Source organism: Trueperella sp. LYQ143 (assembly GCF_046599595.1).
Classification (GTDB): domain Bacteria; phylum Actinomycetota; class Actinomycetes; order Actinomycetales; family Actinomycetaceae; genus Trueperella.
Genome location: NZ_JBKIWR010000002.1, coordinates 137,584 through 162,641, shown reverse-complemented (window position 1 = coordinate 162,641; position 25,058 = coordinate 137,584). Strand labels below are relative to the sequence as shown.

General features: G+C 54.6%; 21 protein-coding genes. 4 read left to right on the top strand and 17 right to left on the bottom strand.

Going from position 1 to position 25,058, the window contains the following annotated elements:
- Positions 1–23: 23 nt before the first annotated feature.
- From ACLHIL_RS01685 to ACLHIL_RS01670, 4 genes are read left to right on the top strand one after another with little or no spacing between them, the layout of a single operon-like run.
- Positions 24–806 (top strand): metal ABC transporter ATP-binding protein, encoded by a 783-nt coding sequence (locus ACLHIL_RS01685; RefSeq protein WP_411296185.1) that lies wholly within the window; start codon positions 24–26, stop codon positions 804–806.
- The gene (locus ACLHIL_RS01680) at positions 806–1,744 is read left to right on the top strand and encodes a metal ABC transporter permease (protein WP_411296184.1); all 939 of its coding nucleotides are present in this window, start codon (positions 806–808) and stop codon (positions 1,742–1,744) included. Before ACLHIL_RS01685 ends, ACLHIL_RS01680 begins: the two co-directional genes overlap by 1 nt.
- A gap of 20 nt (positions 1,745–1,764) precedes the next feature.
- On the top strand, positions 1,765–2,238 hold the full coding sequence (locus ACLHIL_RS01675; RefSeq protein ID WP_411296182.1) for a Fur family transcriptional regulator: 474 nt from the start codon (positions 1,765–1,767) through the stop codon (positions 2,236–2,238).
- A gap of 9 nt (positions 2,239–2,247) precedes the next feature.
- Positions 2,248–2,460: an RNA-binding S4 domain-containing protein gene (locus ACLHIL_RS01670; RefSeq protein ID WP_411296181.1), complete on the top strand. Its 213-nt coding sequence runs from the start codon at positions 2,248–2,250 to the stop codon at positions 2,458–2,460.
- 802 nt (positions 2,461–3,262) lie between these two features.
- Here ACLHIL_RS01670 and dnaE read toward each other — a convergent pair.
- The 17 genes from dnaE to ACLHIL_RS01585 form a co-directional block, all read right to left on the bottom strand.
- Positions 3,263–6,799, bottom strand: coding sequence for a DNA polymerase III subunit alpha (dnaE, locus tag ACLHIL_RS01665; protein ID WP_411296180.1), 3,537 nt, complete (start codon positions 6,797–6,799; stop codon positions 3,263–3,265).
- Between the two features lie 55 nt (positions 6,800–6,854).
- On the bottom strand, positions 6,855–7,769 hold the full coding sequence (locus tag ACLHIL_RS01660; RefSeq protein ID WP_411296179.1) for an RluA family pseudouridine synthase: 915 nt from the start codon (positions 7,767–7,769) through the stop codon (positions 6,855–6,857).
- Positions 7,770–7,845: 76 nt separating this feature from the next.
- Positions 7,846–8,469, bottom strand: a complete 624-nt coding sequence (lspA, locus tag ACLHIL_RS01655) for a signal peptidase II (protein WP_411296177.1) — start codon at positions 8,467–8,469, stop codon at positions 7,846–7,848.
- 56 nt (positions 8,470–8,525) lie between these two features.
- Positions 8,526–9,113 (bottom strand): DivIVA domain-containing protein, encoded by a 588-nt coding sequence (locus tag ACLHIL_RS01650; RefSeq protein ID WP_411296175.1) that lies wholly within the window; start codon positions 9,111–9,113, stop codon positions 8,526–8,528.
- Positions 9,114–9,328: 215 nt separating this feature from the next.
- Positions 9,329–9,616 (bottom strand): YggT family protein, encoded by a 288-nt coding sequence (locus ACLHIL_RS01645; protein ID WP_411296173.1) that lies wholly within the window; start codon positions 9,614–9,616, stop codon positions 9,329–9,331.
- Between the two features lie 14 nt (positions 9,617–9,630).
- Positions 9,631–10,041 carry a cell division protein SepF gene (locus ACLHIL_RS01640; protein WP_411296172.1) on the bottom strand — a complete coding sequence of 137 codons (411 nt, stop codon included), beginning with the start codon at positions 10,039–10,041 and terminating at the stop codon, positions 9,631–9,633.
- A 79-nt stretch (positions 10,042–10,120) separates the two neighbouring features.
- Entirely contained in the window at positions 10,121–10,870 is a 750-nt protein-coding gene (locus ACLHIL_RS01635; protein WP_411296170.1) for a polyphenol oxidase family protein, read from the bottom strand.
- A gap of 13 nt (positions 10,871–10,883) precedes the next feature.
- Positions 10,884–12,104, bottom strand: a complete 1,221-nt coding sequence (ftsZ, locus tag ACLHIL_RS01630; protein WP_411296168.1) for a cell division protein FtsZ — start codon at positions 12,102–12,104, stop codon at positions 10,884–10,886.
- Positions 12,105–12,606: 502 nt separating this feature from the next.
- Positions 12,607–14,034 carry a cell division protein FtsQ/DivIB gene (locus ACLHIL_RS01625; protein WP_411296166.1) on the bottom strand — a complete coding sequence of 476 codons (1,428 nt, stop codon included), beginning with the start codon at positions 14,032–14,034 and terminating at the stop codon, positions 12,607–12,609.
- On the bottom strand, positions 14,031–15,377 hold the full coding sequence (gene murC / locus ACLHIL_RS01620) for a UDP-N-acetylmuramate--L-alanine ligase (protein ID WP_411296164.1): 1,347 nt from the start codon (positions 15,375–15,377) through the stop codon (positions 14,031–14,033). Before murC ends, ACLHIL_RS01625 begins: the two co-directional genes overlap by 4 nt.
- A complete protein-coding gene (gene murG, locus ACLHIL_RS01615; protein WP_411296162.1) occupies positions 15,374–16,489 on the bottom strand; it encodes an undecaprenyldiphospho-muramoylpentapeptide beta-N-acetylglucosaminyltransferase in 1,116 nt (371 codons plus the stop codon). Before murG ends, murC begins: the two co-directional genes overlap by 4 nt.
- Positions 16,486–17,718 (bottom strand): FtsW/RodA/SpoVE family cell cycle protein, encoded by a 1,233-nt coding sequence (locus ACLHIL_RS01610; protein WP_411296160.1) that lies wholly within the window; start codon positions 17,716–17,718, stop codon positions 16,486–16,488. The genes murG and ACLHIL_RS01610 overlap by 4 nt, the downstream gene beginning before the upstream one ends.
- The gene (gene murD, locus ACLHIL_RS01605) at positions 17,715–19,184 is read right to left on the bottom strand and encodes a UDP-N-acetylmuramoyl-L-alanine--D-glutamate ligase (protein ID WP_411296158.1); all 1,470 of its coding nucleotides are present in this window, start codon (positions 19,182–19,184) and stop codon (positions 17,715–17,717) included. Before murD ends, ACLHIL_RS01610 begins: the two co-directional genes overlap by 4 nt.
- On the bottom strand, positions 19,181–20,266 hold the full coding sequence (gene mraY, locus ACLHIL_RS01600; RefSeq protein ID WP_411296156.1) for a phospho-N-acetylmuramoyl-pentapeptide-transferase: 1,086 nt from the start codon (positions 20,264–20,266) through the stop codon (positions 19,181–19,183). Before mraY ends, murD begins: the two co-directional genes overlap by 4 nt.
- A 2-nt stretch (positions 20,267–20,268) precedes the next feature.
- A complete protein-coding gene (locus tag ACLHIL_RS01595; RefSeq protein ID WP_411296154.1) occupies positions 20,269–21,672 on the bottom strand; it encodes a UDP-N-acetylmuramoyl-tripeptide--D-alanyl-D-alanine ligase in 1,404 nt (467 codons plus the stop codon).
- Positions 21,669–23,177 carry a UDP-N-acetylmuramoyl-L-alanyl-D-glutamate--2,6-diaminopimelate ligase gene (locus tag ACLHIL_RS01590; protein WP_411296152.1) on the bottom strand — a complete coding sequence of 503 codons (1,509 nt, stop codon included), beginning with the start codon at positions 23,175–23,177 and terminating at the stop codon, positions 21,669–21,671. The genes ACLHIL_RS01595 and ACLHIL_RS01590 overlap by 4 nt, the downstream gene beginning before the upstream one ends.
- Entirely contained in the window at positions 23,167–25,053 is a 1,887-nt protein-coding gene (locus tag ACLHIL_RS01585) for a peptidoglycan D,D-transpeptidase FtsI family protein (protein ID WP_411296151.1), read from the bottom strand. The genes ACLHIL_RS01590 and ACLHIL_RS01585 overlap by 11 nt, the downstream gene beginning before the upstream one ends.
- Between the last annotated feature and the right edge of the window lie 5 nt (positions 25,054–25,058).

Below are 25,058 nucleotides of genomic sequence, written 5' to 3'. Positions count from 1 at the left end.
TCTCGAACACTAAGGAATAATCCGTGACTCACGCAATACAGACCAGTGGCGTTCACGTCCACATCGGAGCCGCACATATCCTCCGCGGGGTTGACTTCGAACTAGCGACTGGACGCACACTGGCTGTATTGGGGTCCAATGGCTCAGGCAAATCCACTCTCATCCGCGCCCTCGTAGGTATTATCCCCACGAGCCACGGAACCATCCGCCTCCTCGGCCACGACATCACCCAACGCTCGCGCCTCCCCTGGGCCAACATTGGGTACGCCCCACAACGCATTACTGCCACCTCTGGCGTGCCTGCCACCGCTTTGGAAACTGTTATGGCTGGTCTTATCTATGGACGCCGCATGCGCCCTGGCCGCGGCGCTCGCACCCAAGCTCTCGAAGCCCTCGATATGGTTGGCCTAGCCCACCGCGCCACAGATGCGGTACACACCTTCTCCGGTGGGCAGCAACAACGAATCCTCACCGCTCGCGCCCTCGTGCGCAAACCCGATCTTCTTATTCTCGACGAACCATTCGCTGGTGTTGATGACACCTCACGCGAGTCAATCCGTCGCGTCTTACACCGCGAACAAGAACGCGGAACCACAATCGTCCTCGTACTGCACGAAATTCAAGAACACCTCGCTTTACTCCATGAAGCGCTGGTACTTGACGCCGGGCGCGTCCTAGAGCACACCAGCGATCTGAGTCGAATCGCTGGACGCACCGGGCATAACCATCCAGGCCACGACCATCTCCACCCTCACAGCGATCCTCGGCAGGATATGCATATCTCACAGGAAAGAGGACTGCTGTAATGCTTATCGACATGCTGCACTCGCCCCTCATGCAACGCGCCCTCATCGTTGCGTTCCTGGTCGGGTTATCCGCCCCAGTCGTCGGCACTTATCTCGTCCAACGTCGGCTGACCTTACTCGGTGACGGAATCGGGCACGTTGCCCTCACCGGCGTGGCCTGCGGGTGGCTTGCTGCCTCCGCCGCCGATGCGTCTTCGCGCGACGCCTGGGCGATCCCTGGTGCGATCCTGGCCTCAGTGTGCGGGGCCCTGCTCATCGAATGGATGCGCGCTCGCGGGCATGCATCCGGCGATGTCGCTCTGGCTATTTTGTTCTACGGCGGAATCGCCGGTGGCGTCCTCCTCATCGGAATGGCCGGTGGCACCACCGCCAACCTCAACGCCTACCTCTTCGGCTCGATTTCCACCGTAACTCAAAGCGATACCTACGTTACGATCGTTCTCGCCGTCATCATTTTGCTTATTGGCATCGGTCTGCGACCCGTCTTATTTACCTTGTGCCATGACGAAGAATACGCCCGCTCGTGCGGTATTCCCACACAGCTACTATCCGTCCTTATCTCCGTCACCGCTGCGTTAACAGTTTCCTTGGCCTTGCGTATTGTGGGCGCGCTACTGGTCAGCGCGTTAATGATTATTCCGGTCGCAATCGCACAGACGGTCACTCATTCCTTTAAGAGCACTATGCATATTGCGATGGTCGTAGGCGTGATAGTTGCTGAAAGCGGGCTAGTCATTACCTACATCAAGCCGTGGTCACCAGGGGCAACTATCGTCGTTCTCGCCGTCATCATCTACGCCCTGGCAACGCTGAGCCGCCCACTATGGTTACGGCATGGTTCAGGAGCGCACATTCATCACCATCCGCACCCGCATATCACACCTGACGTGACGGTTCAGCCATCCGACAACTCCCCCGTATCGCCTGAGGTGCGGTAATATCTGTGTGGGAGGCCGGTATGAGGATGACGCAACAGCGCACAGCAATTCGTGAATTACTTCGCGAGCGGGAAGATTTTCTTTCTGCCCAGGATATTCACGCACTGCTCCAACAGCGCGGAGCGAGTATTGGATTGGCAACCGTCTATCGCAACCTACAGGCCATGGCCGAAAGCCGAGTTGTTGACGTCCTGCGCAAAGAAGGTAGCGATATTTTGCTGTATCGCTACTGCGAGGATGGCGGTCATCACCACCATCTCGTCTGCCGTTCCTGCGGGCGAACCGTGGAAGTATCTATGGAGGCATTCGAAGAGCTCACTCATACCATCGCTCAAGAACACGGCTTTACTGCGATTGCCCACGATCTTGAGCTTTATGGGCTATGCGCCCAGTGCAGCCAGCATGTTCCCCAATCCGATCCCTCTTATGGCGGTGGTCGCCACGAGGATCACAGCGCACATGCTGATATCCACACGAGCTATTCCCGAGTATAAGGAAACAACATGGAGCAGATTGACGTGCGCGTCCCGATTACCCTCGGGCAGTTCCTTAAAGTTGCGAATCTGGCAGATACTGGCGGGCAAGCACGATTAATCATTGCTGAAGGCCTGGTTCGAGTCAATGGCGAGGTGGAGATGCACCGCTCTCATAACCTTGCCGACGGAGATATTGTCAGCGTTGATCGCCTGACCTTGCAGGTACGCGCCTGCAACTGAGCATCGTCTGCATTTGCCGATTAAACCTTTGCCTATGGCAGGTAACTAACTGGCTCAGGAATAGGTAAGTCCAGGTAAAACACCACCAGCCTTGCTTCTACTCCAAGCCCTACCCCAATGCCAGCCGTTTACCTCAAGGGCTCATTTCGCACAGTTATTTCCATATCTCTTCCCACCTTTTACTCCACGGCAGTAAAAGGTGGCTCATTTCGCACAGCCGGTACGTTCCAATACCCCACGACTCCGGCACGCCCTATTCCCGTTACTCCAAGCCGCGCCGCACCCGTTCGCTACCTACTCCGTACTCGCTGTTAATGCTGCCACGGTTTTTTTGTTGTTATCTCACGCAGCTCAGCGAATCTCCATATTTTATTGTTAATACCTGGTTGGCTCCTGCTGGGTCGCGCACATTCAGCCAGCACAAAATCAGACCCGCTCCCTGGCATGCCATCCATTGGCATTAGCGCCTGTAACCATGTGCGCTCAAAGAAAGCCCAGCCGCCCAGCGATCTAATCCGCCTAATCCGTTGCAGCCGGTAAAAGCATATTTCCGCTAGCACCGACGGCAGATAAGCAGCACTCACTCGTCATGCCTGATCTCGTTCGCCGTTATATCCGAGCCACGGTGACGCCGAGCAACATAAAGCTTTTCTCCCTGACACCCTGCACCCACAAACCGTGGCAAACGCAGTCCCCCCCCCTGCGCGCCCTTACCGCTATATAAGCGACACCCGCCACGCCAATATCTGCCAAAGGCACTAGGGAATCCATACAGCCCGACGCTGTACACACATTCCCGACATCAAAGCACGCAGTTACGCCCGAAATACACCTTCACGTCAGCAAATAGCGGCGGCGAAGGAGTGACAGCATAATCCGATGAGAGCTCCAAAACCGTCGTTTTATTACCCTGACGCACATGCAAATGCACCGGAGTAACACCAGGGTAGCGCTGAAGAATATCGGCGAGCTGATCCATCTTTTCCGGTATGCACACCCGTTCATCCAAAGCAATACTCACCGGTGTATTCGCATCCATATCGGAAATCTGCGGGATCGACACCCCAAACGCATTGAGTCGAACTGACTCGTCATCTTGCACCGATACCCGCGCCTGCACCACCGCAAGGTGATCCTGGGCCAACGTGGCAGCAAATTGTTCGTAGGTCTTGGGGAAGAAATTCACTTCCACAGGGCCAGTCATATCCTCAATCGTCACCGTGGCCCAGGGTTTGCCCGTTTTTTGTGTGATCCGAGTTGCCACATTGGTAATCAGACCAGCAATCGCCACTTGGCGCCCGTTAAGATCCTCATCAGCGTCAAATAACGACACCACCTGCGTATCAGCAAGGCGATTAAGTAATGCCTCCATACCAGAAAGCGGATGATCCGAGACGTACAGCCCCAGCATTTCCCGCTCATAGTTGAGTTTATCGCGCTTAGGCCACTCCGGCAGATCCGGCATAGCGACCGTCGGGGCGGCAACATCTCCGACACCGCTACCACCAAACAGATCAAACTGCCCAGCCGCTTCCTTATGCTTAATTGGCATAACCGCATCAACTGCCTGCTCAACAATGGCAACCACAGCGCGTCGGCACTCCCCTAATGAGTCAAATGCCCCTGCCCGTGCCAGACATTCAATCGACCGCTTATTACAGGCACTGAGCGGAATTTTATCCAAGAAATCCTGGAACGACGTAAACGCCCCATGCTTTTCGCGAGCGCTAATAATGCCCTCGACCACGTTCTGCCCGACGTTGCGCACCGCACTCAAACCGACGCGGATATCTTCGCCAACCGCAGCATAATTTGCCACTGATTCATTGACATCCGGCACCAGCACGTTGATCCCCATGTGGCGGCACTCTGCGAGATAGGTAGCTACTTTCGTCTTATCCGACATCTTCGACGTCAGTAGTGACGCCATGAATTCGGCTGGGAAATGGGCTTTCAGATATGCCGTTTGATAGGAAACCAAAGCATAGGCTTCCGAATGAGATTTGTTAAAAGCATACGACGCGAATGGCAGCAGAATATTCCACAGGGTATCGATGGAATCCTGAGAATATCCGTTGTTGAGCATGCCATTAGCAAAGGCTTGATATTGCTTTTGCAGGACGTCTGCTTTCTTCTTTCCCATTGCCTTACGCAAAATATCTGCTTGACCCAGGGTAAAGCCAGCGAGTTTCTGGGCAATACGCATGACCTGTTCTTGATACACGATCAAGCCGTGCGTTTCGCCGAGAATCTCCTCCAGATCTTCAGCTAGCTCTGGATGGATTGGGGTCTTTTCTTGTTTGCCATTCTTACGTAAGGCATAGTTCGTATGAGAATTTGCGCCCATTGGGCCCGGGCGATACAAGGCAGAGACGGCAGAAATATCGGAAAAGGAATCCATCTTCATCAACTTGAGCAAGGTTCGCATTCCCGATCCATCGAGCTGGAAGATTCCTAAGGTATCTCCCCGCCCTAATAGTTCATAGGTCAGCGGGTCATCCAACGCCAAGGTATCAACATTAGGGGCCTCTTTACCGTTAGCTCGGATGTTCTCCAAAGTGTTTTCAATGGTCGTCAGGTTCGATAGACCTAAGAAATCCATTTTGATGAGTCCGAGTTCCTCACATTCGGGATATTCGAACTGCGTCAGAATCGCTCCATCCTTTTGGCGCATCATAATAGGGATGACATCCGTCAGCGGTTTGGAGGACATAATCACGGCGCAGGCATGCATGCCGGTTTGGCGAACCATCCCCTCAATACCACATGCCAGCTCATAGACTGAACGGTATGCCTCCGAGGATTGGATGAGTTCTCGAATCTCCACTGCTTCGGCATAACGTGGATGTTTTTCATTGAATAGCTCATTGACCGGGACGTTCGTGCCCATCACTGCCGGCGGCATAGCTTTGGTGAGCTTATCGCCGACCTCATAGGGATGACCCAGCACCCGGGCAGCGTCCTTGAGAGACTGCTTAGCTTTGATCGTCCCAAAGGTGACCACCTGGGCGACTTTATCTTTCCCATATTTCTTTTCGACGTATTCGATGACTTCCCCGCGTCGGCTTTCATCAAAATCAATATCCAAATCCGGCATCGAAACGCGCTCTGGGTTCAAGAATCGTTCGAAGAGGAGGCCGTGTTTGATCGGATCTAGCTGGGTAATCCCCAGTGCATAAGCCACCATCGAACCAGCACCAGAACCACGACCAGGCCCTACACGGATTCCGCGTTCGCGCGCCCACCGAATGTAATCCGACACGACGAGGAAATATCCTGGGAAGCCCATCTGGACGATGACGCTGACCTCATAATCAGCCCGATCACGCACTGGCTGTGGGATGACCTCGCCATAAATCCGATGCAAGCCATTATCCACTTCGCGGATGAACCAGGACGTCTCGTCTTCCCCCTCAGGCACAGGGAAATTCGGCATGTAGTTAACGCCGTCCGCAGTGGTTTGAAAAGAGACGTTACAGCGTTCAGCAATCGCGAGCGTATTGGCACAGGCCCCATCTAAATGCCCAAAACTATTCCACATATCCTCCGAGGAACGCAGATAGTATCCGGTGCCTTCAAATCGGAATCTATCGGGATCATCAAGGCGGGCATTTGAATTAATCGCCAACATAGCATCTTGTACCCGAGCTTGATCCTGCGTGACGTAATGAGAATCGTTTGTTGCAATTAGCGGAGCACCGATCTTACGGGCAATATCGAGCAAATCATTGCGCACCCGACGCTCAATATCCAATCCGTGATCCATGATTTCGACGAAATAATTATCCTTGCCGAAAATATCTTGAAACTCACCGGCCGCAGCCAATGCCTGCTCAAATTGCCCCAGGCGCAAGCGGGTCTGGACTTCTCCCGACGGGCAGCCCGCCGTTGCAATGACACCCTCGTGATACTTGTCAATCAGCTCGCGGTCAATACGTGCGGCCTTGCGGAAGGTCCCCTCTAAGGAGGCAATAGAGGCCATCTTAAAGAGGTTGTACATGCCGGTGTTATTCTCAGCAAGCAGGGTGATATGGGTATATGTACCGCGAGCCGATACGTCATCTTTGCGCTGATCTTCAGTTCCCCAAAAGACGGCAGTGGTATCTTTGCGCGATGTTCCCGGCGTCATATACGCTTCGATACCGATAATCGGGTTGATACCAGCGCTTTTTGCGGTTTTATACAGCTCATACGCGCCATGCATATTCCCGTGATCGGTGATCGCGACCGCTGGCTGACCTTGCGCTGCTACCTCCGCAACGAGCTGGCTAATCTTCGCAGCTCCATCCAAAAGTGAGTAATCCGTGTGGACATGCAAATGCGCGAAGTTTTTGGCCATAGCTCCAGTCTATTGAGGATCGGTGAGCAATAGCTAGCGCACACTCGACCCAGTATTACTCACCACGCAGTTGATCTAAGGCACAAGTGAGATCCTGGGCATAGGGTGCGGTGAACTCCACATATTCGCCGGTGCGCGGATGAGAAAATCCCAGCCGTACCGCATGCAACCATTGGCGGGTCAGCCCTAATCGTTGGCTGAGCGCCGGATCTGCCCCATACATATCGTCACCCACACAGGGATGTTTTATCGCTGACATGTGTACCCGAATCTGATGCGTGCGACCCGTTTCCAAATGGATCTCGCACAGCGAGGCACCTACCAGTGACTCAATGACATCGTAATGTGTAATGGCGTGTTTGCCCTCAGCTCGAACCGCCATCTTCCATTGATGACGCATATCGCGAGCAATCGGCGCTTCAATTGTTCCCGACATGGGATCCGGCTGCCCTTGTACGAGCGCATGGTAAATCTTCGTGACCGTCCGATCGCGAAACGCATTCTTTAATACGGAATAGGCCTGCTCTGATTTGGCAACGACCATCGCTCCCGTCGTGCCGACATCAAGACGGTGAACAATCCCCTGACGCTCTTGCGGGCCAGAGGTCGTCAGCCGTACACCACAGGCAAGTAGCGCCCCAAGTACATTTGGGCCATCAAAATTCTGGGAAGCGTGCGCGGCAACCCCAGCCGGTTTATTGATGACGATAATGTCTTCGTCATCGTACAAAATATCCAGGTTCGCAACTGGCGTCACCACAGGGGCAGTGCTAGGTGCTGGCGGCATATCAACTTCCACAAAAGCACCAGCATTAACTTTCGTTGAGCTCTTTACCGGGCGAGTATCAACGAACACTTTATCGGCCGCAATCAGATCCGCACATACCGCACGAGATAAGCCCGACATCCGCGAAAGTACCAGGTCAATTCGCTGACCGGCAAAGCCATCAGGAACGATATATAACTTCACCAAATACGTCCTTTCGCTCTTAGGTCAGTCGATCTGCACTGGAATGCTCAGCATGTGAATGGGGGCAAGAACACAACTAGCGCGTTGCTATCTCATCGTCTGCCGTATCATCTGTTAGCGCCAGCTCACCATCACGTTCTTCGGCTGCCGTATCCTCAGCAGTTGAGGCATTGCTGGGTATTTTGGCAGCCGTATCGGTATCCTTCGTCGGCTCATCATCTTGCTCGATATTATGCGTCGCAATCTGCGTCGGTGCTAATAGCTGTAACACCACGACGAGCACTAACCCAGCAACCAGGGCAATATCAGCAACGTTGCCAATAAACCAATCGCCATACTTGATAAAGTCCACCACATGCCCGACGCCGACGCCTGGATCACGGAATAATCGGTCAATCACATTGCCGATGGCGCCGCCCCACACTACAGCCAAGGTCAGAGCCATCGCGGTATTCGCGCGCCGGATAAGAACCGGAATGACGCCTACCGCGATCAGACCAATAATAGTGATAATCCATGTTGCTGAGCCGCCAACAGAAAAAGCAGCTCCCGAGTTGAACGTCAACCGCAATGACAACACATGCCCAAGAATGGGAATCTCGGTGCCATCTGCCAGGGAATGTAACGCCCAAATTTTGGTTAGCTGATCGAGAGCTGTCACCAATATAGCCACAACAAGTGGAAGAAAACGTGTTCGCATGAGTCCGTGATAGCCAGAAGGAGGACACCGTAGGTGCCCTCCTCCCGGACCAATAATTAGTTGTTCTGTGCTTCGACGTTGTGCAGCAACTGCTCAAGGTAGCTGCGCAGACGGGTACGATAATCGCGTTCGAAGTCGCGCAGTTCGGAGATCTTGCGCTCCAAGAGATCCTTCTCTTCGTTGAGCTTGTTGATCGTCCGCTCCCGCAGATCCTCAGCCTCGGTGATGATACGAGTACGATCAGCCTCAGCTTCCGCGACAATGCGTTCACCTTCGGCCTTACCATTGGCGACATGCTCATCGTGCAGGCGCTGAGCCAAGGTGAGCACGGAGGCCGCATTGACTGCCTCGGAGGTATCACCGCTTGCAACCGGCGCGAACGCAGCGGTCGATGCAGCATCCGAGGGCTGTGCCTGATCGGGCTGAGCCTGCTTGAGGCCAAGCTGGTTCTCCAACTCTGTAATGCGGGCATTAGCTGCCTGCAGTTGAGCCTCTAAGGACTGCTTCTCTTCGGTGAGGCTGGCGATGGTCTCGGCCACCTCATCGAGGAAGTAATCGACCTCGTCCTGGTCGTAACCCGCTTCGGATTCCTTTGACTCCTTGAAGCGGACATTAACCACGTCGTGCTCGGTCAACTGAGCCATGTTCTACTCCTCATAACGTTTGGAAAGTCGATGCTCACCGTGTGGGCATCGATCCGCTTAGATTACGCGAGGATGCCGTGTGCGCGAGACGCACAGCGAATCTAACCGGAATGCCTCACCAATTTATCACAGTTCAATAACGTGCGCGGTAATCCTGCTGGATTTCTGCGTCAGTGCCAGAACTCACACCGGAGAATCTGACCCGAGCTCTATCCTCACACCAGCACCAAACTCATTTGTTGAACTATCTGAACAGCAATAAATAACACGAGAAAACCGAAATCGATCCCCACGCCACCGAAATTCAACGTCGGGATAAACCGACCGAGAAAACGTAACGGCGGATTCGTCAGGCGATACACCATATTTGCCAACACCAGCAACACCCCACGGGGATACCAGTCGCGCGCCAGCACTTGAACGATGTCTAAGATGACGCGAGCGACCAAAATGAGGGTATATACCTGGCAAATCCAGAAGATAGTTATGCCCAGAATAGCCATAAATTCACAGTGGATTAGGCGTAATCGTGCGTCGATTCCGAGCCGTGTGCGTCAATCTTCACCGTATGCGGAGAGAGCAAGAACACATCGTCAGAAATCCGGCTGAATGCTCCCTGCAAACCGAAACACAACCCGACAGCAAAATCAACGATACGAGTTCGCTCCGCATCAGCAGCTTCACTGAGGTTAAGGATCACGGGCATACCGGAGCGGAACTCCGTTGCAAAGTCCTTTACATCGCGATAGGAGGAAACCCATACAGTAACGATCCGAGCAACTTCCGGGGCTTGAGTAACCGGATGAATCGTTGAGACGGAGGCGTCCTCGTAGTACTCCCCGTCCTCATACTCGGCGTAATCCTCGTAGTCCTCGTATGAATCCTCAAGCGGCATTGCTTTTGCCGTGATTTTGTCAAGAAATCCCATGGCTGGTGTCCTTTTCCGTTGGCTTCCTCCAAAATAACTGAGAACACACCGAAAAGTGCACACCATCGCCGGTGTGTCATCAGCTCAATGCTGCAATGACGGCAAAACGCCCCGTCGCCTGCCCCTGATGCGTGGCCCGGCGGTGAGAAAAATAATCCGTAGATTCATACGTACACACGCTACTGGTACGAATACGGCTTACCTGGCACTGCCTCAGTTGCGCGACAAGACCGGAACGAATATCAATACCGGCACTGCCCTGTGCCGTAATAGCGCGAGTATGCGGAAACTGACGCCACAGCTCATGTGCCATCTGATCGGGCAGCTCATAGCATTTTCCGCAAATAGCTGGCCCGATATAAGCCTCCAGCTCTGCCACGCCACGATCACGTAAGGCCTGAACAACTCGCTGAGCAATCCCCTGTTCAAAGCCGCGGCGCCCGGCATGCACCACTGCTGCGTATCTGCCCTGGGTATCGGCGATCACGAGCGGAACGCAATCTGCAACCATGACGGCACCTGCCTGCCCTGGAGCAACGATAATCGCGTCTGCTTGCCCCACGCTGAGATACCCTAATGGCCCCCACTCAGCCTCATCAGCCGACGCAATATGGGTCCCGTGGACCTGGCTCATCCAGGTAATATCACATCCTACGAGCGCAGTTAAGGAATCCCGATTAGCCCGCACAGCCTCCGGATCATCCCCAACATGGAAACCGAGATTTGCGCTGGCATAGTCTCCGACGGAAAAACCGGCGTGACGATTGGTAACACCAATGCGCACGCCGGCCGGAGAGCACGCCGAGCTAAGCCACTCGATGTGCGTCATCCCTATTTAATCCTTATTCATCACCGAAGAGGAAGGGCGGAATATCTAGATCGGGACGCCGCGTCGGACGCTCTTCCACCGGCGGAACCAAAGAGATTGGCTCTGCTTCGGTGCGAGTGACCCGCGGGCGCACAACCGGAGTCTCCACTGCTGGCGGCTCAACTACCGCCTCTGCTTTATTGACCTGCCCCGGCAAACGATCCTCACCCTCAGTCTCCGGAACCACGGGAATCGGAGTTGTTGACGCATGCTTCGCCGTTGATGGAGTGTTCTGGATGAGGTAATCCGCAGCCTCATCAAATCCAGCGGCAATAACCGTCACCTGGACCTCATCACCAAGGGATTCGTCGATATTCAAACCAATAATGATATTCGCGTTAGGATCGACAGCTTCCTTCACCAACTGCGAGGCCTCAGCGTGCTCCCGCAGCGTGAAATCCGTTGACGCAGTGAAAGACAAAAGCACGCCATGCGCACCATCAATACGCGCCTCCAAAAGCGGAGAAGAAATCGCGTTCTCTGTTGCCCGCAAAGCGCGATCTGGGCCGGTTGCTGAACCAATACCCATCAATGCCGTGCCAGCACCCTTCATGATTGCTTTGACGTCAGCAAAATCCAAATTGATCTCACCGGGCTTCGTGATGAGGTCAGAGATGCCCTTCACGCCATCATAGAGAACCTTATCGGCCATTCGATAAGCATCCATGATGGACAGATCTTCTTCCGTCGTCTCCAGCAGACGATCATTCGGAATAACAATCAACGTATCGACAGCTTCACGCAGTTCCGTAATACCAGAATCAGCATTACGGGTACGCTGTAAGCCTTCATGGGAGAACGGACGAGTGACCACGCCTACCGTCAACGCGCCATCTTCACGGGCTGCCCGTGCAATCACAGGCGCCGCTCCCGTTCCCGTTCCGCCGCCTTCACCAGCAGTCACAAAAACCATATCTGAGCCACGAATAGCCTCGACGACGAGCTCCAAGTTCTCCTCAGCGGCACGCTTACCCACCGTCGGATCCGCGCCTGCTCCTAAACCATTGGAGACTTTTTGACCAATATCGAGCTTGACATGAGCTTCCGATTTCATCAATGACTGGCTATCGGTATTGACGGCAATAAAGTCCACGCCTGCCAGGCCATCTTGAATCATCCGATCAATTGCGTTGACGCCACCGCCGCCGACGCCGACAACCTTAATATTCGCCGTGTTGTTCATTGCAGAGCACATCGTCTTTCCTTCCAAACCTCAAGCTGTACTTGAAGTTTTACGACTCTAACCTCGCGGAAAAAATAGAGAGCATTTGCCGTAAAATCAATGACCAAAGCGGCGTGTTGCTAATTTCGTCGCTGCGATTTTATCGGCATAGCAGGCAGGACAATCAGAATATTCGCCGTGCCCCTGCAAAAATTCCTATCAGCGGGATCGAGTACCTCATCTCAACAACACACATCCGTGCGTGCGCATAGGACAGCAAGTAATGACGTGAAACCATACTGGGGAAACAAGATGAGGAGGACTACTGCCCCATATTGACGTAGCGGCTAGCATTGGGATGATCCTGCTAAAATTCCGCACAAACACCAACGGCCAGCATAATCACATTGGCTATTGCGCGTTCAAGTGCAGGTTTAGCTCATATCGTCGGCGATAATATCGCACAAAATCCACCGCAACTCCAGCAAAACTGCACACAACAAAATGCGTAGCGCAACAACTCAATAGCGATTATTTATTTACTTACCGGCGCATCTGGCACAGAAACGTCATAATAATGTGCCGGATGGGTCACAAGCGCATCGAGGACTCGGGCTTTGAAATCAGCGCGTTCCACGCCACCCCAAAACACTGTTTGCCCCTCATTTAAGCGCAGGGTCATCAGATTTCCCTTAGCCACTGACACATTCGTTACACGCGAGCGCGTCGGCGCAGAAATCGTCCGTAATACCTGTAAAGCTTCCGCGATTCCCGACGTGCGATCCACACCTTCGGCCACCTCAACATGCGGTAACGTATTGGCTCGATCCGGGCTGAGCCGCAATTGCGTCCCATCTCCAGCCACTGCAATGCATGTTTTATCCTGCGTCAAGCACGCCACTGGAATCTCCTCGGTAATATGCACCCGCATACCCGACGGATATTTCTTCGCGACGTCAACAGCCGCGATCTCCGGAATCTTCTCCAAAATCTCCGCTTCAATACTCGATCCGCGCAGTGTTACCAAAGATTCGCCATCATACTGAGCAAGAATTTGCTCTAATTCGGTGTGATTGACAATGGTGTTCTCCGCATAACCGGAAATCTGTTCGGCATGATAGTGGTAGCGCAACAGCGGTGACGCGCATAGCACCCAGGCAAGCACGCCTACGAATACGACGATTCCACCAAGTATTGCCACCCGCTTCGAGCGCAGCCGCCACCGTTCGCGTTCGCGTTCGCGCCGACGTGCCGCCACCTCATCAGAGATGGTTTCCGATGAACCTTTCTTGGAAAATCGTCTGCCCCAGGTCGAACGCAGATTATGCACCCAAGCGCTCACACCTGTTTTATCAGAATCCTCTGGCACGGCGCTTGTTGTTTCCACCTGTGCGTGCGCAGAAAGCTCCTGGGAATCACCAGCAAAAGCATAAGAGAAGGATTCTGCCCTCACGAGCTCCGCATCATGTGCTACCTCGTCGGTATCTCGCGTTACCTCATCGGCGGCAGAATTTTGCTCACCCGATACGGAGAATCGGCGTCGCCAGCGTGCCCACGGAGCACAGCGGCGCGGCTCATCAGAAACTGCGCCCTCATCAGGAGCAGACTCGTCATCGTGCGCCTGGGCGTCACCGGAAAAGAACCCACCGCGCAACCACCGTTTTGCCCCTCTTAACGAATCATTATCAGTTTCGTGTAGTGTATCCGAGGTAGACGCACCCGCAGCCGGAAGATCTCGCGCGCGGTGCTCCTGCCAATAATCAGGATGCACACTGGGAGCGCTCGGCTCGTCCTCCCAGTCATCTTCATCATCTATCCACTCGGAATACTCGCCGGCAGCCGTCGGAATATAATCCTGAGGCTGGGGTGTACGCGATGATTCAATCTCCCCTCCAGCGAGGCGCTCTGCCGGAGACTGTGGCGTCAAACGTTGCGGTTTGCGTGGCTGGCGCGGTGCTCTCATCGCACACCGTCCGCGATCTCGTCAGCTAACTCCGTGACGTCACCCGCCCCCATCGTCAGGATAATATCCCCCGATTGCGATAACTGAGCGATACGCGCTGCCGCTTCATACCGATCTGGAACATAATGCGCACCTGGTAAATGGGCTGTAATCACATCAGCTTCAGCCCCCGCCGACGGTTCTTCCCGTGCGGCATATACCGAGGTAACCACCACCTCGTCAGCCAATGCTAATGCCTGCGCGAATTCTTGAGCAAAAATCTGGGTCCGAGAATACAAATGCGGCTGGAACAGGACACACACTCGCCCACCCGTGGCGGCAACCTGCTCACGCGCAGTTATCAACGTTGCCCGAACCTCGGTGGGATGGTGGGCATAATCGTCAATAATCCGGCGCCCAGCTACCTCAGCACGCTGTTCAAAACGCCGACCCGTCCCACGGAAAGCCGCCAATGCCTGCGCCATCTGATGCAGCTCTTCACCCAGTTCAACACCTGCGAGCAGAGCTGCCGTGGCGTTCAATAGATTGTGATTGCCGGGGACGGATAAGTGCAGTTCTGCCGGCACCCCACGGAAAGTCACCCGCGCACGACTCGGATCGAGAATCTCAATACTGGCATGGTGCTCTAACCCAGCACCTACCCCATAAGTCCATGTACGAATTCCAGCAGCTCGCGCCTGCTGAGCCAAGGCCCACGCCCCTGGGGAATCCGCACAACAAATCAGCAAACCACCAAATTCAATGCGATGAGCAAAGTCAACAAAGGCCTGTTCAAAAGCCTCCTGCGAGCCATAGTGATCCAGATGATCTGGCTCAACATTCGTGACGATGGCAATGCGCGGAGTATAGTTCAAAAACGATCCGTCGGATTCATCAGCCTCCGCAATAAACACCGGACCGCTACCCAAGTGGGCGCCACTCAACCCGCCAGCAAGATTGCCGCCAATAGCACGCGAAGGATCTCGCCCCAGGCTCTCTAAAGCCACTGACAGCATTGCTGAGGTTGACGTCTTTCCATGCGCCCCAGCAACCGCCACAAAATCTCGATCACAGGCCGCCCGCGCGAGCGCTTGGGAACGATGGATAACCTCTAGCCCCAGTTCTCGAGCCCGCACCAGCTCCGGATTATCCTCCCTAATTGCCGAGGAAACCACAATGACGGCATCATCGGGAACATGCTCGCCTTGATGCCCGACGTACACCGTTGCCCCAGCAGCGCGCAACCGATCTAAATTGGCCGAATGTGACCGATCTGAGCCGCTGACGTGCTCGCCACGCGCACAGAGTAATTGCCCAACAACGCTCATTCCAGCGCCACCGGCACCGATCAGATGATAGATCATTGCGTCACTCCCACGAGCCGCAGGGCCATTTTGGCTAATCGCCCGGCAGCGTCCAAAGGGGAAACCCCACGGGCTTGTTCTGACATCTGCGTCAACGTACCACCGTGGAAGAGCGGCAAAATCTGCTCTCGAACGACTTGGGCAGTGAACTGTTTATTGCGAATTAGCATGGCGCCACCAGCGTTAACAACGTCTTTTGCGTTCAGCTCCTGTTCGCCATTACCGATAGGAAGTGGGACAAACACTGCTGGCAGGCCCACCGCAGAAACCTCCGCCACCATCCCGGCGCCAGCTCGGGTGATAACCAAATCGGACGCCGCATAGGCGTAATCCATATCCGTCAGATAATCCAACACCACATAGCGATCATCTGGTGCCGCACTGCGCACTAACTCATCCTTACCGCGGCCAGTGACATGAATAACCTGCACACCAGCCTGACGGATCTCGTTTGCCACCTCACATAGCACTTCATTGAGGTGCTGTGCTCCCGAGGATCCACCGGTAATGAGCAAAGTGGGCTGCTGTGGGTCTAACCCAAAACGCTGCGCAGCCTCTTTACGAATAGCCGCCCGCCCGCCAGGTCGCGTCGCCAAATGCTCAATTTCCGCCCGCAACGGTAGACCCACACACACGGTAATCCCCCGCTGAGCTCGCAACGGAGTCGAGGGGAAAGTTAAAGCCACCGTCGCCGCAAACCGAGCGCCGAGCTTATTTGCCAAACCAGGGCGCGCATTGCCTTCATGAACGATAACCGGAATACGCCGCTTACGCGCAGCTAAATACACCGGAGTTGCGGCATACCCGCCAAATCCGATCACCACATTAGCGTGATACCGATCTAGGATTTCACCGGCGGCCCGCACCGCTTGAGCCAAATGCCGTGGCATACGAAGCAGATCCGCAGAGGGACGCCGTGGCATCGGCACACGCGGGATCGTCTCCAACTGGTATCCCGCCTGCGGGACGAGATCCGTCTCTAACCCTCCAGCCGTACCCACCGCAACGATCTGCGTCTGAGGGGATAACTCGCTAATCGCATGGGCAGTAGCCAACAAAGGATTAACATGACCGGCTGTGCCACCGCCAGCTAAGACGATACTCGCACTCACGACTGCTTCCTCCTGACTAGCGTCCGTACTCCTTGAGCAAGCCTACCGCGAACTCGCCAGCTATCCTTGACACCGGGTACGCCCAGAGCGCACGCACTAACACAACCAACCATCATCAAGGTAGCGATCATCGACGATCCACCCATCGACACGAAAGGCAGAGGCACACCGAAAACCGGCAATAAACCCGTAACCACGCACATATTCGATAAGGCTTGCCCACACAGCCACAGCAATGCGCCAATAGCTAAAAGCTGAGCGTAGCGATCCTGGTGGTACATAGCGATCCGGATGAGCGCCCAGCCCAACGCTAAAAACAAGACAATGACGGTGACGACACCAAATAATCCCAGCTCTTCACCAATGACCGCGTAAATAAAATCGGTATGCGCTTCAGATAGATCACGCCATTTTTCTTTGCCTGCGCCGATTCCAACCCCCGTCAGCCCTCCCGAACCGAAAGCGAACTGCGCGTAGTCGGTCTGGGTTGGAGAATCAATATCTGGCAACGTAAACAGCCCGGAGATGAACTCCCCCACGCGCCGAATACGCGAGGGCTTGGAGAGCAGCAAAACACCAGTGGCTACACCGGCAACAAAGAGCAAGGAAAGCATGTGCCAGCCGCGCATTCCCGCCAACCAGAACATCCCAATAGCGATAAGCGCATAGATGATGGCCGTTCCCATATCTTGCCCGGCAGCAACCAGACCAACAGCAATAGTGAAACCTAAACCAGGGATGACGAGAGTTCGCAGATTCTTAATTTCCTCAAGCTGTAGGCGGGCCAGCATGTGCGCTAACCAGACAATCATTGCCAGTTTGAGGAACTCAGAAGGCTGGATGACGACAGGGCCCAGATGTAACCAGTTATTATTTCCGTTTGCGCCTTCGCCGCCTTGGAGCAGCACTCCAGCTTGCAGCAAACACCCTAAAGCCAAAAACAGATGTGCATAGCGTCGGGTGAACGTATAGGGAATCATCGCCAAAATGATCCCGAAGAAGATCCCAGCGACACTCCAAATCATTTGCCGAATCGCGATAGAAAACAGGCGCTGCGTCGGATCAGCATCCACTAACCCAATGGAAGCCGGAGCTGTTGCCGAAAACACCATGAGCACGCCCAATAACGTCAGCACTAAAGTAGATAGCAGCATGACAACGAGGGCCTGCTGGACTTTATCCCGCCGTGCCCGTTCCGTATCTTCGCGTGCCGCTCCCACCTGCGTCATCCGTTCTGAACCAATCCCTCCACCGACGCGGTAAAACGCTGCCCCCGCTCGGCATAGGAGGTGAACTGATCTAAAGAGGCACAAGCCGGAGCCAAAATGACGGTATCACCTGGCTCGGCATAACCCTGGGCTGCAGTGACCGCCTCCCCCATCGGGTCAGCGCTATCGGGGGCAATATAGGTTACTGGCACATCCAGTTGGGCAAGCGCTGCCCGCCACGGCTCTTGATCGACACCAATGACGACAACAGCCCGCAGGCGATGTGCAACTTTTGCGACAAGTTCGTCAAAGCGTGCCCCTTTGGCCTGCCCGCCAACAATCCACACCACACGATCCAAGGAGATTAGCGAGGCAAAGGCCGCATGAGCATTCGTTGCTTTTGAATCGTCAATGTAGCGCACGTCGTCAACCATGCCAACCGTCTCAATTCGATGGTGACCGATCTGGAAGGATCGCAATGCTGTGCTAATTAGTGGACTATCCACCCCTATTGTGCGCGCCAATCCGGCTGCCGCGATAGCGTCTTGGATGATATGGGCGCCCAAAGCCCCTTCTGGACTCAAATGCCGGATGTCATCGAAAGTAAACAAAACCTCGGCATTCTCAGGTGCCCCCGGAGCGTAGACGCGGTCCAATACAAGTTCTTCTACTATCCCCATCTGATATGCGGCAGGCGCACCCAGCGAAAGCCCTATGCAGCGCACGTCATCCGGCACGTGCATTGCCACCATCTGTGCAACATAGGGGTCCGAAACCGGCATCAGCACATGGTCAGCTCGCTGGAAAATACGAGCTTTTGCGGCAAGATATTCCTCTCGACTCCCATGCCATTCCAGATGGTCGTCAGCAAAGTTCAAACAAACCGCCGCATGTGCTGCCAGCGATTGCGTTGCTGCCAGTTGGAAAGACGATAACTCCACGGCAAAAGCCTGAGCAGCCTGTGCTGAGCAATCTGATACTGCGCTCACTGCCGGATTCCCGACGTTGCCAATCGCTTGTGCACGCAAACCAGCCGCATTCAGGATATGCGCCAGCATCGACACGGTAGTCGTTTTCCCATTTGTACCCGTCACGCACAACCACGGCGCATAGTTTCCGGCATCATCAACGGCTCGCAACTGCCACGCCAGTTCAATCTCTGAATACACTCGGATGCCTGCCGCGCGTAGTACCTGCCAGACTATTCCCGTCTGTTCAAAAGCCGGAGAGATGACGACCTCATCGGGTTGCCAGCACTGAATGAGCTGAACTAACTGCGCAGGATCATCATGAGAACCACAATCAAGCTGATGTTCGCTAATTGCCGCGCATTGCGAAAGTGCCTGCGAACGCCCATCCCAGGCGCTGACGATTGCTTCAGTGTGGTCCAGCAAAGCCTGAATTGCTGCTTGACCCGACAGCCCTAAACCAAGTACTGCGACTCGCTTCCCAGAAAACTGGGCTGCACCAGGAATCCGTGAATTCATTGCCGTGCCAACCATTCTGCGTAGAACAACCCCATGCCAGCCGCCGCTAAGAGAATCTCAATCAGCCAGAACCGGACAACAATTGTGACCTCTTTCCAGCCTTTAAGCTCAAAATGATGGTGGAGCGGAGCCATACGGAACACCCGTTTCCGGGTTGCTTTGAACACTCCAATTTGAATCACATCGGACATAACAACAATCACGAATAGCCCGCCGATGAGAACAGCCAAAATTTCCGTTTGGGTCAAGATCGACACACCAGCGAAAGCGCCCCCAAGGGCAAGTGATCCCGTATCCCCCATGAAGATTGCTGCCGGAGAGGTGTTATGCCATAAGAAGCCTAAACATGCGCCCACAATCGCAGCGCAGATAATGGCGACATCGCGAGGATCTCGAACGTCATAACAGCCTCGATCTGGATTCACAATTGACTGGCAAGACTGATAGGACTGCCAAATCGTCATCACAGTATATGAGCCGAAAGCGATAACTGAAGCACCGGCCGCTAAACCATCTAGGCCGTCCGTGAGATTGACCCCGTTGGACCACGCGGTGATAAGGAAATTCGACCACAGAATAAAGAGCATGACCCCGACGGTAATGCCCGCAAAAGCCAGCGACATTTTGGTGTCGCGCACAATCGAGATATGCAGTGTTCCCGGAGTCCGATATAGCTCATTGCGGAACTGCAGAGCGCCGACCGCAAAAGATACGCCCACTATCCCCTGACCAATAATTTTTGCCCACGGGGAAAGCCCCAAAGATCGTTCATTGCGCACCTTGGCAAAATCATCTAAGAAACCGACGATTCCCAAGCCGACGAATAATCCAAGCAGCAAAACACCAGAAGCATTTGGCATTCGCGCTGCGGTGATATTCGCGGTGATGTACCCGATGAGCGTAGCAAAAATAATGATGATGCCGCCCATAGTAGGAGTTCCACGTTTGACCAAATGCGTCGTCGGCCCATCTTCTCGGATGAATTGGCCATACGATCGCTTGCGCAATAACCGGATGAATAACGGCGTACCAAACAGCGAAAGAATCAGTGACGTGGCAGCCGCAACGAGGATTGAGAGCATCTCTAGCTAGCCTTCCTTACCAGCGCATCTGCAATGCGCCACACTCCTGATCCATTAGAACCTTTTAGTAAGACTACGTCATGAGGACGCAAAATCTGGTGAAGTTGCTGCGTTGCCGTATTCACCTGCACGTGATACACCTCAATACCGACCCTTCGTGCCGCTTTTTCACAGGCTTCCATACCCGAGCCGACAGTGACCAGCACGTCAATCCCCTTCTCGTGGAGGACCCGCCCTAATGCGGCGTGTTCTGCCTCCGATTCCTCCCCTAATTCCAGCATTTGACCGAGAATTGCAACTGTGCGCCGGCCAGCTCCCAGCATGGCCAGTGCGGCAATCCCAGCACGCATAGAATCTGGATTAGCGTTGTAGGAATCATCAATAATGGTGATCCCGTCACCCTCCGAAACCGCCATACGGTGCGGGCTTCCTGGCTGGCAATCAGTGAGAATCTCCGCTATCTGCCCCGGAGTCATCTGGCAGACATGCCCGACAGCCGCCGCCGCACAGGCATTCGTGACGTGATGTTCGCCCACCAGCCCTAATCGCACCGGCGCGCACCCACGTGGGGTATGTAGCTGGAACTGCGCACACCCACGATCCGTTATCTGAATATCAGTGGCATACACATCGCCTTCTGCCCCGAAAAACACCACCGGAGTATGTGCCATATCCGCCATCTGACGGACCCGCTCATCATCACGATTCAATATCACCGTGCCTTGCGGGCGAGTGCCGGTTACGAGTTCGCTCTTGGCACGAGCTACATTCTCAATTCCGCCGAATTCGCCCAGATGTGCGCGGGCAACGATTAGCACAACAGCAATATCCGGCGGGGCAATCGACGTCAAATAGTCGATATTGCCAATATGATCTGCGCCCATTTCCAGCACGACGGTCGCGGTATCCGCGCCGACCTGTAAAACAGTTAAGGGTAAGCCTAATTCGTTATTAAAAGACCCTGGGGGTGCCACAATCGGCCCCCGCCCAGCGAGCAGCAGCGCGAGGAGATCTTTCGTCGTTGTTTTCCCGACGGATCCGGTAATCGCAACGACGCGCATATTCGGATTCGCTATTCGCGCACGCACTAAATTCTCGCGAGCTAACCGCCCTAATGCGGCAATGGGATCATCAACGACGATCATGCGCTCAGGCGGCACGCCAGCATTCCGAGCGCGTTGTTCATCAGCCGTTAGCACCGCCCGCGCACCGGCAGCCAGCGCGTTCGCACCCAGATCATTACCGTTGACCCGTTCGCCAGCAATAGCTACAAAGAGCTCTCCACCAGTAACCGTGCGGCTATCTGAGGTTACCGCGCAGATCAGTTCCTGAGCGCACGGAGAAGACGGCTCGGGGATACGCCCGTTGGTATCCTGTGCCACTTCGGCAAGTGAAATAGGAATCATGATGTGCTCTCCCGTGCCTGTTGACGCTGTGCTAGACATTGGCGGGCGACCACTCGGTCATCTATTTCCACTGCCGTACCAGCGACATCCTGAATGGTCTCATGCCCACGTCCGGCAATTAAAATAGCGTCCGTATCGTCAGCATAAGCAATGGCCGCCGCGATTGCCTGTGCTCGATCAGGGATTTCCTTCCATACTGCCCCAGGCACGATTCCAGCGATCACCTCAGAGCGAATCTTTGCCGGATCCTCACCGTGCGGGTCATCATCAGTCACGATAAACATATCGGCGCACTGGGAAATAGCCTGGGCCATCATCGGGCGCTTTAATTTATCGCGATCTCCTGCCGAGCCACTGACGACGATCAACCGACCGTCCGGGCGTTGCGCACGCATTGCCGTCATTGCTTTTTCAAGTGCGTCAGTGTTATGGGCAAAATCAACGACGGTATAAGGGTGCTGCCCCACCGCTTCCATGCGCCCGGGCACTACCGGAGAGATTCCACGACGGCTAACAATATCGCGAACTAGCTGTGGATCTACTCCGCTGGTTAGCACCATAGCTAGCGCCAGAGCAGCATTCGCCTCGTTAAAGTCGCCAGCTAAATCCGTGCGGATTTCCATTGGCTCATCCACAACCGGACCCGTTAAATACGGACGCCCGTGCCGATGATGCACCTGCCATTGGGCCGCTTTCCCCGTCATAGATAAAGCCGTTATGGCATCGGGGCGTACAGCGTGGGCTTGACGGTACAGCCGTTCGCCCCACTCATCATCAATCGTCACTACTGCACGCTGGCAGTAGGAGGGCTCAAACAGCTTCGCTTTAGCCGCAAAATATTCTTCAAAGGTCTGGTGGAAATCCAAGTGATCCTGCGTCAGATTAGTAAAGCCCGCAACCGTAAAACACAACGGGCGGGTTCGCCCTTGCGCTAAAGCATGCGAGGAGACTTCCATAACGAGGTCTGTTCCCTGATGTTGCCTCAACTGAGCAAGCATCTTTTGCAGATCAACCGGCTGCGGAGTGGTCAAGGCAGCCGGCACGTCACTCCCAGCGATGCGGACGCAAACCGTCCCAATCAGCCCCGTTGTTCGCCCCAAGGCACGCAAAATATCGTCAATCATGAAGGTTGTTGTGGTTTTGCCGTTCGTCCCCGTCACTGCAAAACTATGCAAATCAGCGCTCGGATAGCCCAAGACGATGGCGGCAATCTCCCCTGCCCGTTGGGGTACCCGATCCACAATCACCCGCGGAATATCCGCCGGAATCATCAATGCGCCGGCTGGATCTGTGCAGATGGCCACTGCACCGGATTGCCAGGCTGCCTGCGCAAATGTGGCAGCATGGACTCGCGCCCCTGGCCCAGCAATGAACAGATCTCCGGCAGTGATCGTCCGATTATCGGCACTCACACCACGAATAACGGCATCGTCGCCATAATGGCGCGTCCCCAGGTGGCGTGCCAATTCACTCAGCCGTATGCCGGAATCATATTTACTTCCCATTAGCAGCTAACTCGCTTTCCGACCACGGCAATCGCACTAGCGGGACAGTTGACGGCGGAATCTTCATCTGCCGCATGGCAAACTCTGCCGTATGGGCGAAAACTACCGCTGCCGTATCGCCACCATAACCAGCACCGCGCGCGTTATAGACGATAGAAGCAAAAATAATCTTAGGATCCTCAGCGGGGATCATACCCACGAAGGTACCGGCTCGCTTCGTCAGGTTGCCGTTCGCATCCGGGACCTGCGCCGTACCTGTTTTACCGGCAACGTTATACCCCTTTACCCGCGCGAGATAGCCGGTGGAGTTAATATCCGTCACCGCCTGCATCATCTGAATCATCGTCTGTGCAGACTGCGCCGAAATCACTTGTCGGGATGGCGCCACCGGCGATGAGGAGAATTGCCCATCCACGCTTTCCACCCCATCGACAATATGAATCGGAATGAGCACTCCACCATTGGCGATAACAGAACCGATCTGCCCTAACTGCAGGGTCGTCAGATTCCAGGCTTGACCAAACATGGTCGTGTAGTGCCCGCGTGGTCCCCAGTTTTCGTATGGGTGTAAAGTACCTGCTTGCTCTCCGGGCAATTCGATTCCGGTTAGCTGCCCCAACCCAAATGCTTTCATATACTCGTAGCGTTTAGCATCTGGGATGCGATCACCAATTTGCACTAGACCAGAGTTGTACGAATAGGCCAAGATACCGGCTACCGTCAGGCGTTCTGCCGGATGGGGGTTATTATCCGAAATGACCTCACCATTAGGCATTTGGATCGGCGTGGTCGATAGGAAAACATCACGCGGGGTCACAGCACCTTCATTAATAGCCGACGAGAACGTGATGAGTTTTCCGGTCGATCCGGGTTCGACGAGGGCGGAAACTGCCCGAGAATTCCAATTCGACGGATCGGTTGCCGCAAGATTGGACGGATCTGGCGAATTAGAATCAGCTAAGGCCAAAATACGGCCGGTGCCGCGCTCGATAACGATTGAGGTTCCCCATTCTGCTCCTTGAGCACTGACCACACCATCCAGCGCATCTTGGGCTGCGCGCTGCAAATCGCGATCAATGGTCAAGTGAACGGTTCCACCGTCTACCGCCGGAGTTTCATGCCGTTCGGCTTGTGGGAATACCGTGCCACTAGGGCCAACTTCAACTTGAAGCTCACCTTCCTGGCCAGCTAATACTTCGTTGTAGCTCTGCTCAATACCGGCTCGACCCGAGATCGTATTAGATTCTGCGGTCTGGCCCAAATATCCCAAAATTGTGCCTGCGGTCGTCCCGTTGGGGTACTGGCGTTGCATGAAGCGCTCTGGATAGATTCCTCGTATTCCCAGGGCATTGACTTCTCGCCATTCATCGGGGGAAATATCCGAGGCAACCAGCTCCCAACGGGACGCCTCGCTCTTGACTAAGAGTTTCCCGCCCAATTCGGCTTGATCGATATGCAGTAATGGGGCAAGTTTTTTTGCTGCTGCCGCCGCACCAGCACCATCGACTTTCCCGTCATCGTCATACGAGACGTAATCTGCAATCTCGGTTTGATCTGCCCGCACGTTATAGCGCTCGATAGAGGTCGCAAGAATCGCTCCGTTTGCATCGACGATGTCTCCCCGCTTGGCTTCCAGCGGATAGGTGCGGGAACGGAATTCCTGAGCTGTCTGCGCTAGGGTATCTGCCTGCACAACCTGGAGGTAGAACAGACGCCCACCCAGAACCATCGCAACGACGAGGAGCACGACGAATAACGGCCGCAATCGACGGCGGGTTATCATCCGCGCGGCGCGGTCAGCGCCCAGCCCCTTCCCCAGGCCACGACGATAACTCTCGATAAGGATTGCTCCTACCGAGCGGTCAGTGTCAGCCATACGGA